This window comes from Streptomyces sp. NPDC004327, from assembly GCF_042873935.1.
In the GTDB taxonomy this organism is placed as follows: domain Bacteria; phylum Actinomycetota; class Actinomycetes; order Streptomycetales; family Streptomycetaceae; genus Streptomyces.
In genome coordinates, this window is record NZ_JBIAME010000012.1 from 20,665 (window position 1) to 34,407 (window position 13,743).

Genomic DNA, 13,743 nt, shown 5'->3' on the forward strand with positions numbered 1-13,743 from the left:
CCCCGGCTGACAGACTGTCCGCATGCGCATTGTGGTTCTGGCCGGTGGCATCGGTGGTGCCCGCTTCCTTCGCGGCCTCAAGGAGGCCGCGCCCGACGCGGAGATCACGGTCGTCGGCAACACCGGTGACGACATCCATCTCTTCGGTCTCAAGGTCTGCCCCGACCTCGACACCGTGATGTACACCCTCGGCGGTGGCATCAACGAGGAACAGGGCTGGGGCCGCGAGGACGAGTCCTTCACGGTCAAGGAGGAGCTCGCGGCGTACGGGGTCGGACCCGAGTGGTTCGGCCTCGGCGACCGCGACTTCGCCACCCACATCGTCCGCACCCAGATGCTGGGCGCCGGCTATCCGCTGAGCGCCGTCACCGAGGCGCTGTGCGCCCGCTGGCGGCCCGGCGTGCGACTGCTCCCGATGTCCGACGACCGGGTCGAGACGCACGTCGCCATCGAGGTGGACGGCGAGCAGCGCGCCGTGCACTTCCAGGAGTACTGGGTGAAGCTGCGCGCGTCCGTGGACGCGCAGGCCGTGGTGCCGGTCGGTGCCGAGCAGGCGAAGCCCGCGCCGGGCGTCCTGGAGGCGATCGCCGGGGCCGACGTCATCGTCTTCCCGCCGTCCAACCCCGTCGTCTCCGTCGGCACGATCCTGGCCGTCCCCGGCATCCGCGAGGCCGTCGCCAACGCGGCCGCGCCGGTCGTCGGTCTCTCCCCCATCGTCGGCGACGCGCCGGTGCGCGGCATGGCCGACAAGGTGCTCGCGGCGGTCGGCGTGGAGTCCACGGCGGCGGCCGTCGCCCGGCACTACGGCTCCGGACTGATCGACGGCTGGCTCGTCGACACCGTCGACGCGGGCGCGGTCGCGGACGTCGAGGCGGCGGGCATCCGCTGCCGGGCGATCCCGCTGATGATGACCGACCTGGACGCGACGGCGGCGATGGCGCGCGAGGCGCTGGCGCTGGCGGCGGAGCTCGGGGAGGCCAGGGGATGACGCCGCGGGACGGCGTCGCGCGGTACGAGGTCTGGGCGCTCGACGGGATCCCGGAGGTCGCGCCCGGCGACGACGTCGCCAAGCTGATCGCGTCCGCGTCCCCGGGGCTCGTCGACGGTGACGTCCTGCTCGTCACCTCGAAGATCGTGAGCAAGGCGGAGGGGCGGGTGATCGCCGCCGCCGACCGGGAGGAGGCCATCGACGCCGAGACGGTCCGGGTGGTGGCGCGGCGCGGTGCGCTTCGCATCGTCGAGAACCGGCAGGGCCTGGTGATGGCCGCCGCCGGGGTCGACGCCTCCAACACCCCGTCCGGCACGGTGCTGTTGCTGCCCGAGGACCCGGACGCGTCGGCCGCGCGGATCCGCGCCGGGCTGCGCGAGGCGCTCGGCGTGGACGTCGGCGTGGTCGTCACCGACACCTTCGGCCGGCCCTGGCGCAGCGGCCTGACCGACGTCGCCATCGGCGCGGCCGGGGTGCGGGTCCTCGACGACCTGCGGGGCGTGACCGACTCGCACGGCAACGAGCTGAACGTGACCGTCGTCGCCACCGCGGACGAACTGGCCGCGGCCGGCGACCTGGTGAAGGGCAAGGCGTCGGGGCGGCCGGTGGCCGTCGTGCGCGGGCTCGGGCGCCTGGTGGGCGGCGACGAGGAGCCGGGCGCGCGGGCGCTGGTGCGGAACGCCGCCGACGACATGTTCCGGCTCGGCACCTCGGAGGCCGTACGGGAGGCGGTGACGCTGCGCCGCACCGTACGGGAGTTCACCGACGACCCCGTCGACCCGGGCGCGGTACGGCGGGCCGTCGCCGCCGCCGTCACGGCGCCCGCGCCGCACCACACCACGCCGTGGCGCTTCGTGCTGTTGGAGTCCGCGGCGGCGCGGGTGCGGCTGCTCGACGCCATGCGGGACGCGTGGATCGCGGACCTGCGCGCCGACGGCAGGTCCGAGGAGTCGGTCGCCCGGCGGATCCGGCGCGGGGATGTGCTGCGCAACGCGCCGTACCTGATCGTGCCCTGCCTCGTCACGGACGGCGCCCACCACTACGGCGATCCGCGCCGGGACGCCGCCGAGCGCGAGATGTTCGTGGTCGCGGCGGGCGCGGGCGTGCAGAACCTGCTGGTCGCGCTGGCCGGGGAGCGGCTCGGCTCGGCGTGGGTGTCCTCGACGATGTTCTGCCGTGACGTGGTGCGGGACGTGCTCGGGCTGCCGGACGACTGGGACCCGATGGGCGCGGTCGCGGTGGGCCGGCCTGCGGCGCCGCCGAAGGAGCGGCCGGCGCGGCAGGCGGCGGCGTTCATCGAGGTGCGCTGAGCAGGCGGGCAGGCATGGTGGCCCCGGGGCCTGCCCGGCCCTGATCCGGGGCAGGCACGGAGGCCCCGGGGCCGGTCCGACGCTGACCGCCGGACAGGCCTAGAGGCCCGTGATGTCGCCGGGTGTCATCCGTGGCGCCCGGCGCGGCGGTACCCGGCCGCTCAGCAGGATCAGCCGGGCGGCCCGGTGGCGCTGGCCCGCGTAGGGCGCGAGGAGCTCCAGCATGGCCGCGTCGTCGGCCGTCCGGTCGCCGGCCAGGGCCCAGCCGACGATGCCGGGCAGGTGCAGGTCGCCGGTGGTGACCTCGTCGGGCGCGCCGTTGCTCCGCTGGATCGTCTCGGCGGAGGTCCACGCGCCGACGCCCGGAACGAGTTCGAGGCGCTTGCGGGCCTCGGCCGGCGGCATCAGCGCGGCCTCCTCCAGGCGGGCGGCGACGCGGGCGGCCCGGACGACGGTGGCCGAGCGCTTGCCGTCCACGTTGGCCCGGTGCCACTCCCAGGACGGGATCAGCGCCCAGCCGCGGGCGTCCGGCATCACGTACATCCCGTCCGGCGCGGGGCCCGGCGCCGGCTCCCCGTACTTGCGCACGAGCACGCGCCACGAGCGGTAGGCCTCGTCCGTCGTGACCTTCTGCTCCAGGACCGAGGGGATCAGCGACTCCAGGACGAGCCCGGTGCGGGTGAGGCGGAGGCCGCGGCGGGCGCGGTGGGTGAGCGCGAGCAGCTTGTGGCGCGGGACGAAGGCGCCGGGGTCGTCCTCCGCGCCGAGCAGCGCCGGCAGCCGCGCCATGAGCCAGCCGCCGCCCGGCCCCCAGGCCTCGGCCCGCCCGCCCCGTCCCACGCGCACCGTCCCGGCGCCGTCGGGCGTCCGGCTGGCCCGCCACACCGAGCCGTCGACGGTGACCCGGAAGGTGGGGTCGCCGTGGCCGCGGCGGAGCGGACCGAGGGTGAGCCCGAGATCGAGGTCCGGATGGATGTCGACCGGGGCGGAGGCGGGTACGGGGACGTGGCCGCCGCGGGTGGTGGTGCGGGTGGCTCGGGGAGGGAAGCGGCCTGCCATGCGTACGAGCGTAGCCCCGCGCGGGGCTGGCGCCGGCGTCCCACTGGTCCGAACCGGCCCCGGGCTGGGCTCGCGCTGGCGTCCCACTGGTCCGAACCGGCCCCGGGCTGGGCTCGCGCCGGCGTTCTACTGGTCCGAGCTGAAGCGGACCGCGCCGCCCGGGAGCTTGGCGTCGCACCAGACGCGGACGCCGTCGCGGAGCTCGTTGTCGGGGCCGATGTCCGCCGCGTCGCCGATCACCGCACCCGTGAGGATCGTGCGGGCGCCGATGCGGGCGCGGGTGCCGACGAGGGAGTCGGTGATGACGGCGCCGTCCTCGACGACGGCACCGGCGAGGACGGTGGAGCCGTTGATGCGGGCGCCGGAGCCGATGACGGCGCCGGGGCCGATGACCGTGCCGCCGGTGAGCTTGGCGTCGGCGGCGACGCGGGCGGTGTCGAGCACGAGGCGGTCGCCGCAGCGGCCGGGGACGGCCGGGGACGGGGCGCGGCCGAGGACGAGGTCGGCGGAGCCGCGGACGAAGGCCTGCGGGGTGCCGAGGTCGAGCCAGTACGTGGAGTCGACCATGCCCTGGAGGTGCGCGCCGGAGGCGAGCAGCTCGGGGAAGGTCTCGCGTTCGACGGAGACCGGACGGCCCGCCGGAATGGAGTCGATGACGGAGCGCCGGAACACGTAGGCGCCCGCGTTGATCTGGTCGGTGACGATCTCCTCGGGCGTCTGCGGCTTCTCCAGGAACGCCGTGACGCGCCCGGTCGGGTCGGTCGGCACCAGGCCGAAGGCGCGCGGGTCGTCGACCCGGGTGAGGTGCAGGGACACGTCCGCGCCGGAGGACTCGTGGGTGGCGACGAGGGCGCGGATGTCGAGGCCGGTGAGGATGTCGCCGTTGAAGATGAGGACGGGCTCCTCGGGTCCGGAGCGCAGCCGGGAGGCGACGTTGCGGATGGCGCCGCCGGTGCCGAGCGGCTCCTCCTCGGTGACGTACTCGATGCTGAGCCCGAGCGCCGAGCCGTCGCCGAAGTACGGCTCGAAGACCTCGGCCAGGTAGGAGGTGGCGAGGACGATGTGGTCGACGCCGGCCGCCCGGGCCCGGGCCAGCTGGTGGGTCAGGAAGGGAACGCCCGCCGCCGGGACCATCGGCTTGGGGGTGTTGACCGTCAGGGGACGCAGCCGGGTGCCTTTGCCACCGACCAGGAGAATCGCTTCGGTCACCTGTCGTCTCTGCTTCCTGTTCGGGTCCGGTCTCGTCGCCGGGGTCGGCGTTCGTTCGGCCGTCCGTACGATATGACCGGTCAGTTTATGCAGATGGTTGAGTCCATGACCTCATCAGCGCCTTCCCTGGTACTTCGCCGATGCCGACCGGGCGGTGCCGAGCTTGTTGTAGAGCCGCCCGCCCGGGCACTCGGTCGCGAAGCCGTCGCGGTGCCCTGCGATCACATGGAACTTGACCTTCTTGCCCTTTTTATAGAGGTTTCCGCCTCCTGAGGTGAGATACGTCGTTCCGTTCGGATTCACCCCATACAGCCCCAATTTCCACGCGGTCAGCCGTGCGATCGCGGACACCGCCGCGGCCGGTGGAGTGGTGCCGCCGTAGGTGCCGAGAACGGCGATGCCCATGCTGTTGGTGTTGAAGCCGAGGGTGTGCGCGCCCATCACCGCCCTGCCGACGCCGCCGGCCCGGCCCTCGTAGATGTTTCCGCACTTGTCGACGGCGAAGTTGTAGCCGAAGTCCCGCCAGCCGAGGCTCTTCACGTGGTAGCGGTAGATGCTCCGCAGGACGGCGGGTGCCTGACGGCACGTGTAGTTGTTGCCGGTGGCGCTGTGGTGGATGAACGCCGCCTTGATCGTCTTGGTGTAGACGAAGCCGCGCTCGCGCATCTTCTCGTCGGCGCCCCAGCCCTTGCGGGTGATGATCTTCGGCCGCGGGCCGATGAACGGCGCCTTCGCGACCGCGCGCGTGCCCGGGACGGTCGCCAGGGTCTGCGCGCGGGTGAGGGCGGGCAGGACCGTGCCGTCGGTGACGGCGGCGGCCCGGGAGCCGGCCCGGTCGAGCGCCCGCGCGTCGCCGGCGGCGAGCGCCCGCGCGTCGGTGGCGGCGGGAGTCCGCGCGCCCGGGCCGGCGGGCGCCCCGGCGTCGGTGGCGGTGTGCGCCCCGGCGTTGGCGGCGGCGAGCGCCCGCGCGTCGGTGGCGGTGTGCGCCCGAGCATCCTGGCCGGCGGGCGCCCCGGCGTCGGTGGCCGCCGTCGGACCCGCCGCCTCCGTGGCCTCGTACGGCTCCGCCTCCCGCTCCCCGGCCGTCTCCGGGCCCGGGTCCACCAGTTCCAGGCGCAGGCCCGCCGGAAGCGCGTGCGCCGCCCGGTACTCCGGGTGGACGCGGATCTCGACGCCGTCCGAGTCGCCGACCCACAGCGGCGCGGTCGAGCCGCGCCGGGCGGCCGAGCGGCCCTCGGCGGTGTTCGGGTCGGCACCGTGCTCGTCGTTGTGGGTCTCCACGTCCTGCCAGTCCGACCAGGCGCCGCCCGCCGCGGCCCGGGTGCGGACCTGCACGCTGCCGTGCAGCGGCGTTCGGGGGTCGTCCCACACCACGCCCACGAGCGAGAAGGGCCGGACCTCACGGCGGGTCAGTCCCCGCTCGGCCGGGGCGGCGAAGCCGGAGCCGCGGCCGCGCGGGGCGCCGTCGGGGGCGAGGGGTTCGAGCGGGAGCGACTGGGTGGAGCCCGCGAGCCCGGCGCCCGCCGGGTTCACGTTCCCGGACGCGGAAGCGGCTGCCGCCGGCCCGGCGCCGGCCGGGGTCGCGGTCGCCAGGGAGAGCGGCAGGGCGAGGGCCGCCGCACAGGTGACGGCGATCGAGGAGGCGAGGTAGGCACGCATGGAGCGATCGTCCGTACCGCGCCCCGGTTCCGCCCGTCGGGAATCCGCGGGCGAACTGACGGACCGTCGGTCCGACCGGTGGACGGCGTCACCGGTACGGCGGACCCGCCGCGCCCTCGCGCGTACCCTTGCCCGCGTGAACGCCAGCGACCGCACCCCCGCCGACCTGCTGCGATCCGCGCTCGCCGCGGACCCGGCCCGCCCCTTGGTCACTTTCTACGACGACGCCACCGGTGAACGCGTGGAATTGTCCGTGGCCACCTTCGCCAATTGGGTGGCCAAGACCGCCAACCTGCTCCAGGGCGAGCTGTCCGCCTCCCCCGGCGACCGGCTCGCGCTGCTGCTGCCCGCGCACTGGCAGACCGCGGTGTGGCTGCTCGCCTGCGCGTCCGTCGGCGTGACCGCCGAGCTGGGCGGCGACCCGGCCGACGCGGACTACGTCGTCGCCGGGCCGGACACCCTGGAGGCCGGCCTCGCCTGCACCGGCGACCGCGTCGCGCTCTCCCTCGCGCCGCTCGGCCGCCGCTTCCCGGCCCCGCCGGCCGGCTACGCCGACTACGCCGTCGAGGTCCCCGGCCAGGGCGACCGCTTCGCGCCCTTCGTGCCGGTCGACCCGGACGCCCCCGCCCTCGTCGTCGACGGCACGGAGCTGACGGCGGCCCAGCTCGTCGAGCGCGCGCGTGCGGACGCGGCGGAGCTCGGCCTCGGGCCGGGCTCCCGGGTGCTGTCCGGCCGGCCGTACGACACCTGGGCCGGCGTCTCGGCCGGGCTGTACGCCTCCCTGGCGTCGGGCGGGTCGGTGGTGCTGTGCCGCCACCTGGACCGCCTCGACGCGGAGGGGCTGGCGAAGCGGGTGGAGAGCGAGCGGGTGGCACTGACGCTGGCGGACTGAACGCTCTCCGCGGCGAGGGCGCGGGTCACGCTGACACCGGCGGGCTGAACGCACCACGAGGGCGCCGCGTCCTCGCGTTGCGAGGGCGCTAGCCCCCGGCCAAGGCGCGGCCCGTACGACGGCAGGAGCCCCGGCCCGCGCGGCCCGCACGAGGGCACCGTCACCCGTCCGGCCCACCGACGCGCCGCCCGGGCGCCCTCCGGCGCCCCGTCCGGGTCATGATCGGCCAGGGGGTACTGACTCCTTCCGAGACGCCACGAGGACGGACGCAGACGTGACGGACAGCGCAGACTCGCCCGCCGGGGCCAAGCGCAAGCGGCACTGGTTGCGCTGGGTGGCGCTGGCCGCGGCGGTCGTGGTGCTCGCGGCGGCGGGGGTGGGCTGGTGGGCGTACCGGAAGCTGAACGGGAACATCACCACCGACACGACGGCCGACGCGGAGCTGCGGAAGTACGAGAAGGAGCGGCCGTCGCCCGCGGTGAACGCGGCGCGGAACATCCTGCTGATCGGCTCGGACTCCCGCACCGGCGCCGGGAACGACGCGTACGGCCGGAACTCGGGCACGCAGCGCTCGGACACCACGATCCTGCTGCACATCTCCGCGCACGGGGCCGGCGCCACGGCCGTGTCGATCCCGCGCGACCTGATGGTGCGGATCCCGAGCTGCACGAAGCCGGACAAGGGCATGACGCGGGAGCAGTTCGCACAGTTCAACTGGGCCTTCGAGTTCGGCGGCACCGCCTGCACCATCCGCACCCTGGAGAAGCTGACCGGCATCCGGATCGACCACCACATGGTGGTCGACTTCCGCGGCTTCAAGGAGATGGTGGACGCGGTCGACGGGGTGGAGATCTGCCTCAAGGAGCCGATCGACGACAAGGACGCCCATCTGAAGCTGCCGGCCGGCCGCCAGACCCTCCACGGCGAGCAGGCGCTCGGCTTCGTACGGGCGCGCAAGTCGCTCGGGAACGGCAGCGACACCGAGCGGATGGACCGCCAGCAGCAGTTCCTCGGCGCCCTGGTCAACAAGGTGCAGAGCGACGGCGTGCTGCTCAACCCGACCAAGCTCTATCCGGTCCTGGACGCGGCCACGAAGTCGATCACCACCGACCCGGGGCTCGCGTCGCTGCGCGACCTGTACGACCTGGCGCGCTCGATGCGGGCCGTGCCGACCGACAAGGTGCAGTTCCTGACGGTGCCGCGGCGCCCCTACACGTACAACGCGAACCGGGACGAACTGGTGCAGCCCGCCGCCGACCAGCTCTTCGCCCGGCTGCGTGCCGACCTGCCCGTGACCGTGCACGCGGGCGACAAGGGGGAGCCGGACGGGACCGGCGACGGGCCCGACGCCTCGGCGACGCCGTCCTTCACGGGACGGAACGCGGCGGAGGGTTCCTGCCACTGAGGGCGCCCGCCGATGCGTCCGCCGGGGCGCGATCCGGGGCGTCCGCCGGCGCGCTTCCTGTGCGTTTCGTAAAGGCGGAGCCAAGGGGAGGACGGCCCTGGATGAGGTTTGAGCGAATTGCCCGGTTGTAAGGGGCGTGGAATTTGTCACGGGCGTCGCCCCACGCTGAACTGGGCGGATAGTGTGACGCGATCCGGTGCAGCCGACCGCATGGTCGCGCACTCGAAGGACCGAACGACCGAGCGCTTGAGGGGGAGGCGCCTCGGGCGGTACCGACGGAGGACTCAAGGAACCGTGGACGCGCACAGCCGTGGACGGGCGGACGAGATCGACCCCGCCGACCAGTGGGTCTTCAACCCGCAGACCGGCAACTACGAACTGCGACTGGACCGCTCCGCAGGGCAGCGGTCGCAGCAGCCCACCGCCTCTCCCCGCCCCCGGCCCCGCCCCTCGCGCGGCGACGCGGCCACCCCTCCGGGACAGAGATCCCGCCCGCAGGAGCGGCCCGCGCAGGGCCGGTCCGGCCACCAGGACCGCGCCACCGAGGCCGCCCCGCCCGTGCCCGGGCAGCGCCGCCGCCGGGCCCCCGAGCCCGCCGACCGGCAGCCGCCCCTCGCGGGCCGCCGCAAACGCCGGCCGGAGAAGTCGCGCAAGAAGAAGGTCCTGCTCTGGACCGGCGGCACGATGGCCTTCGTCCTCGTGGCCGGCGCCGTCGGCGTGTACGCGCTCTACGAGCACTTCGACGGCAACATCAACACCATCGACGTGGCCGGCGGCACCGAGGGCTTCCAGGAGGGCCAGCCCTTCAACATCCTGATCATCGGCACCGACAAGCGGACCGGTGCGGGCAACGAGGGCTACGGCGACAAGAACAGCGTCGGCCACGCCGACACCAACATCCTCTTCCACGTCTCCAAGGACCGGACGAACGCCACGGCGATGTCCATCCCCCGCGACCTGGTCATCGACATCCCCGAGTGCGAGACCAAGCAGCCGGACGGGAGCGTCAAGAAGATCCCCGGCCAGTCGAAGGTGCGCTTCAACACGAGCCTCGGCCAGGACGGCCGCGACCCGGGCTGCACCATGGCCACGGTCAAGGAGGTCACCGGGCTGACCGTCGACCACTTCATGATGGCCGACTTCAACGCCGTCAAGGAGATGACGACGGCCGTCGGCGGCGTGAAGGTCTGCCTCGCGCATCCGGTCGACGACCCCAAGTCGCACCTCAAGCTGCCGGCCGGCGAGTCGACGATCGAGGGCGAGCAGGCCCTCGCCTTCGTGCGCACCCGGCACAGCTTCGGCGACGAGAGCGACCTGAGCCGGATCAAGACCCAGCAGCAGTTCCTCAGCTCGATGATCCGTCAGATGAAGTCGGACGAGACGCTCACGTCGCCGACCAAGCTGTACGACCTCGCCGACGCCGCCACCAAGGCGCTCACCGTCGACAAGGGCATAGGGAGCATCTCCAAGCTCAAGTCCCTGGCCGGCGAGCTGACGAACATCGACGCCAAGAACATCACCTTCACCACGATGCCGGTCATCGACAACCCGGACGAGCCGCCGAACAAGCGGGCGACCGTGGTCCCCGACCCGGTGAAGGCGCCGCGGCTCTTCGAGATGCTCCAGTCCGACACCTCGCTGAGCGAGGTGAAGAAGAAGGAGCAGGACGCCAAGAACGCCAAGAACCAGGCGCAGGCGAAGCTCCTGGAGGGCAAGCGCTCCACCGCCCACGAGGTCCGGGTCGACGTCTACAACGGCAGCGGCATGACCGGCGCGGCGCAGAAGACCATCGACTGGCTGCAGAACGAGCACGGCGTGACCCGGTCGTCCAACAAGAGCAACGCCCCCGAGAAGGCGGCGACCACCACGCTCACGTACGCACCGAACCAGGCCGACCAGGCCCGCGAACTCGCGGACCTGATGGGCCTGCCCGCCTCGGCTCTCAAGCCGGGCACGCAGGACGCCGGGGAGCGCGAGCCGATGACGCTCGTCCTCGGCGCGGACTTCAAGGGCGCGGGGGTGCCCCTCACCGGTCCGGCGAAGGCGCCGGAAGGTGCACAGACGGCAGACAAGCAGGTGTGCGCCAAGTAGCTGGAACCGACCGGGCTCTCCGGTCGTCTGGCCAAGCGCCGCAGCTGAGCGACGAGGAGACCTGGGGTGGGACAGAGCAGTGTGCGTGGGGAGGGGGCGCGGGAACGCGTCCCGCGCACCCGCGAGTTGGGTTGGGACGAGAGTCTCTACGAGGACGGGACGGCCGAGGCCGCTCCGGGCGGCGGCGTGCCCGGTGCCCGGCGCGGCGGGCGCGGTTCCGGCGACGGCAAGGGCGGTGACGGCACGGGCCGTTCGGCGCGCCAGCGCGGCGGTTCACCCAAGCGGGGCGCCAAGAAGTCCCGCAAGCGGCGGATATTCCGCTGGGTGGCCATCACGCTGTCGCTGCTGATACTCGGCACGGCCGGCGCCGGATACCTGTATTACCAGCACCTCAACGACATGATCCGCAGCGGTGGGCGCGCGGGCGGCGAGAGCGGTGTGACGAAGCCGACCGCGCTCGGCGACACCCCGCTGAACATCCTGCTCATCGGCTCCGACGACCGCAGCGACCCGAGGAACGTGGCGCTCGGCGGCGGCAAGAACGACCGGGACCGGCCGCCGCTCGCCGACGTGCAGATGCTGCTGCACGTCTCGGCCGACCGGCAGAACGCCTCGCTCGTGTCCATCCCGCGCGACACGGTCGTGAAGATCCCCGAGTGCCGGGACGAGAAGGGCAAGAAGTACCCCGAGACCACCAACCGGCCGATCAACGAGTCGCTGAGCCGCGGCGGCCCGGGCTGCACCCTCACCACCTGGGAGAAGCTCACCGGGGTCTACATCGACCACTGGATGATGGTCGACTTCGCGGGTGTGGTCGACATGGCCGACGTGGTCGGCGGCGTCCCGGTCTGCGTCAAGACCGGCGTGTACGACCGGCCGACCCCGGCGGCGCCCGGCGGCTCGCACCTCAAGCTGAAGGCCGGCACGACCGAGATCCAGGGCGAGCAGGCCCTGCAGTGGCTGCGCACCCGGCATGCCTGGGGCAACGACCAGGGCCGCGCCCAGGCGCAGCACATGTACATGAACGGTCTGATGAAGAAGCTCCAGGAGCAGGACGCCTGGACGGACACGCCGCGCCTGATGGGGCTCGCCGAGGCCGCCGTCAACGCGTTCCAGGTCTCCGACGAGATCGGCACCGTGAAGAAGCTCTTCGACCTGTCGATGCAGCTGAAGAACGTGAAGCTGAACCGGCTGACGACGGCGACGGTCCCGACGGACCCGTACCCGCCGAACCCGAAGGCATGGCTCCAGGTGGTGCCGTCGAAGGCCGACAAGATGTGGTCGATGCTCCGCGACGACGTCGCCTTCGACAAGAACGGCGACCCGAAGAAGGCGAAGCCGACGGCCCCCGTCTCCGCGAAGCCGGCGGCCACCGCCGAGGCGCCCGGCTCCTTCGGGGTCACGGTCGTCAACGGCACCGGCAGCGACAGCCGGTCGCCGGTCCCGGGCCGGGCCCGCACCATCGCCGGCGAACTGACCGGCAAGGGCTTCACCCGCGCCGAGTCCTCGCGCGAGTCCCGGCCGCGCGGCGACAGCGTGGTGCTCTACCCGAAGAGCGGTGGCGACCAGGCCAAGGCCAACGCCGTGTCCGTGGCGGTGGCGCTCGGTCTGCCGGAGACGGCGGCCCGCCCCGACGCCGAGGTCGAGCGCGTCACGCTCGTCGTCGGCGCGGACTGGCGCGAGGGCACGGCCTACAAGGGATCGGCGGTGGCGGCCGGCGACCTGCCGGAGGGCGCCAACGACAAGACGGACTGCATGGACGTCTACTCGGTCTACAAGTGGGACGGCAAGAGCTGACCCGCTGACGGATCACCGCGTACGGCGACGGCCGGGCTCCCCGCGAAGGGGCCCGGCCGTCGCCGTACGCGTATCCGTGCTCGCGTCCGGATGTGCGAAGGACGATGTGCGAAGGACTCAGACGGTCTCGTCGGCCTGCACGTTCTTCACGGCCGGGCGCTTGCTCGCGATGACCTTCCGCGCCAGCGAGCGCGGGCTGGTCAGGAAGCCGAAGCCCCACGACATGTGCATGGTCGCCAGGGCCACCGGGATCTGCAGCCGGGCCTTCAGCGAGAGGCCCTTGCCGGCCGGGATCGAGCCCGCGGTGATCGCGGCGAGGTAGCCGGCCGGGATCACGAAGCCCAGCGGAGTGAGGGTGGCGCCCACCACGAGGCCCGCGGCGATCGCGCAGACGGCGGTCGGCGGGGCCAGGTAGCGCAGGTTGATGGAGCCCTCGTGGTAGCGGGCGACGACGTGCCGCCAGCGGCCGTAGTCCTTGTACTGCTTCGCGAGCGCGCGGACGCTGGGCCGCGGCCGGTACTGCACGCGCAGCTCCGGCGAGAACCAGATCAGGCCGCCGGCCTCGCGGATGCGGAAGTTCAGCTCCCAGTCCTGGGCGCGGATGAACTCGACGTTGTAGCCGTCCTGCTGCTCCAGCGCCTCGCGCCGGAACACGCCCAGGTAGACGGTCTCCGCCGGGCCCGCCTGGCCGCCGGTGTGGAAGGCCGCGTTGCCGACGCCGATCTTCGAGGTCATCGCGGCGGCGACCGCGTCCTCCCAGGCGTTCTCGCCCTCGGCGTGCATGATGCCGCCGACGTTCATCGCGCCCGTCTCCTCCAGGAGGCGGACGGCGGTCGCGATGTAGTTGGGCGACAGCATGCCGTGGCCGTCGACGCGGACCACGATCGGGTGGCGGGACGCCTTGATCGCCGCGTTGAGGGCGGCGGGCGTGCGGCCGGTGGGATTCGGCACGGTGTGGACGCGCGGGTCCTCCCGTACGAGCTCGGCGGCGATCTCGTCGGTGCGGTCCGTGGACGGCCCGAGCGCGATCACCACCTCCATCTCGCCGTCGTACTCCTGCTCCAGGATGTGACGGACCGAGTTGCGCAGATGCCGCTCCTCATCGAGGACCGGCATGATCACAGACACAGGGGGATTGGCGTTCATCGCCCGACACGTTACCGCGAACGGGGGACACGGGCGCGCGCCGTCCGGCGGACACGGCCTTGCGATCGTCGTATGGGCCTACCGTGCTCACGGTCTGCCCTGTCTCACCCGCCTCACCCGCGGAGGTGTCCCCCGGTGCCCACACCGCCCCGCCCGCCCCGCACGCCCCGCCCCCGGCCCCCGGCCC

The 13,743-nt window shown here is 73.4% G+C and carries 10 protein-coding genes; 6 read left to right on the forward strand and 4 right to left on the reverse strand.

Annotated elements, in window-relative coordinates; genetic code table 11:
- The first annotated feature begins 22 nt into the window (after positions 1–22).
- The gene (gene cofD / locus ACFYU9_RS33460) at positions 23–988 is read left to right on the forward strand and encodes a 2-phospho-L-lactate transferase (RefSeq protein WP_389215976.1); all 966 of its coding nucleotides are present in this window, start codon (positions 23–25) and stop codon (positions 986–988) included.
- The gene (locus tag ACFYU9_RS33465; RefSeq protein ID WP_389347303.1) at positions 985–2,298 is read left to right on the forward strand and encodes a coenzyme F420-0:L-glutamate ligase; all 1,314 of its coding nucleotides are present in this window, start codon (positions 985–987) and stop codon (positions 2,296–2,298) included. Before cofD ends, ACFYU9_RS33465 begins: the two co-directional genes overlap by 4 nt.
- Before the next feature lie 99 nt (positions 2,299–2,397).
- Here the strand turns inward: ACFYU9_RS33465 and ACFYU9_RS33470 are convergent, their stop codons facing one another.
- The 3 genes from ACFYU9_RS33470 to ACFYU9_RS33480 form a co-directional block, all read right to left on the reverse strand.
- On the reverse strand, positions 2,398–3,357 hold the full coding sequence (locus tag ACFYU9_RS33470) for a DNA-3-methyladenine glycosylase family protein (RefSeq protein ID WP_389347305.1): 960 nt from the start codon (positions 3,355–3,357) through the stop codon (positions 2,398–2,400).
- Between the two features lie 126 nt (positions 3,358–3,483).
- The gene (locus tag ACFYU9_RS33475) at positions 3,484–4,566 is read right to left on the reverse strand and encodes a sugar phosphate nucleotidyltransferase (RefSeq protein WP_389215968.1); all 1,083 of its coding nucleotides are present in this window, start codon (positions 4,564–4,566) and stop codon (positions 3,484–3,486) included.
- A 114-nt stretch (positions 4,567–4,680) separates the two neighbouring features.
- The gene (locus ACFYU9_RS33480; protein ID WP_389347308.1) at positions 4,681–6,225 is read right to left on the reverse strand and encodes an N-acetylmuramoyl-L-alanine amidase; all 1,545 of its coding nucleotides are present in this window, start codon (positions 6,223–6,225) and stop codon (positions 4,681–4,683) included.
- 136 nt (positions 6,226–6,361) lie between these two features.
- On the opposite strand from ACFYU9_RS33480, the gene ACFYU9_RS33485 reads away from it, so the two are divergent.
- The 4 genes from ACFYU9_RS33485 to ACFYU9_RS33500 all read left to right on the forward strand — a co-directional run bounded on the left by ACFYU9_RS33485 (position 6,362) and on the right by ACFYU9_RS33500 (position 12,410).
- Positions 6,362–7,117: a TIGR03089 family protein gene (locus ACFYU9_RS33485; RefSeq protein ID WP_389215962.1), complete on the forward strand. Its 756-nt coding sequence runs from the start codon at positions 6,362–6,364 to the stop codon at positions 7,115–7,117.
- A gap of 274 nt (positions 7,118–7,391) precedes the next feature.
- Positions 7,392–8,522, forward strand: a complete 1,131-nt coding sequence (locus ACFYU9_RS33490; protein ID WP_389347310.1) for an LCP family protein — start codon at positions 7,392–7,394, stop codon at positions 8,520–8,522.
- 294 nt (positions 8,523–8,816) lie between these two features.
- The gene (locus ACFYU9_RS33495; RefSeq protein ID WP_389215956.1) at positions 8,817–10,613 is read left to right on the forward strand and encodes an LCP family protein; all 1,797 of its coding nucleotides are present in this window, start codon (positions 8,817–8,819) and stop codon (positions 10,611–10,613) included.
- Positions 10,614–10,679: 66 nt separating this feature from the next.
- Positions 10,680–12,410: an LCP family protein gene (locus tag ACFYU9_RS33500; RefSeq protein ID WP_389347313.1), complete on the forward strand. Its 1,731-nt coding sequence runs from the start codon at positions 10,680–10,682 to the stop codon at positions 12,408–12,410.
- 117 nt (positions 12,411–12,527) lie between these two features.
- On the opposite strand, the gene ACFYU9_RS33505 is transcribed toward ACFYU9_RS33500, so the two are convergent.
- On the reverse strand, positions 12,528–13,556 hold the full coding sequence (locus ACFYU9_RS33505; protein ID WP_389215950.1) for a glycosyltransferase family 2 protein: 1,029 nt from the start codon (positions 13,554–13,556) through the stop codon (positions 12,528–12,530).
- Between the last annotated feature and the right edge of the window lie 187 nt (positions 13,557–13,743).

Coding starts and splice junctions, on each gene's coding strand:
- ACFYU9_RS33470 (WP_389347305.1), bottom strand. CDS start 3,357: ATGGCAGGCCGCTTCCCTCCCCGAGCCACCCGCACCACCACCCGCGGC.
- ACFYU9_RS33480 (WP_389347308.1), bottom strand. CDS start 6,225: ATGCGTGCCTACCTCGCCTCCTCGATCGCCGTCACCTGTGCGGCGGCC.
- cofD (WP_389215976.1), top strand. CDS start 23: ATGCGCATTGTGGTTCTGGCCGGTGGCATCGGTGGTGCCCGCTTCCTT.
- ACFYU9_RS33465 (WP_389347303.1), top strand. CDS start 985: ATGACGCCGCGGGACGGCGTCGCGCGGTACGAGGTCTGGGCGCTCGAC.
- ACFYU9_RS33505 (WP_389215950.1), bottom strand. CDS start 13,556: ATGAACGCCAATCCCCCTGTGTCTGTGATCATGCCGGTCCTCGATGAG.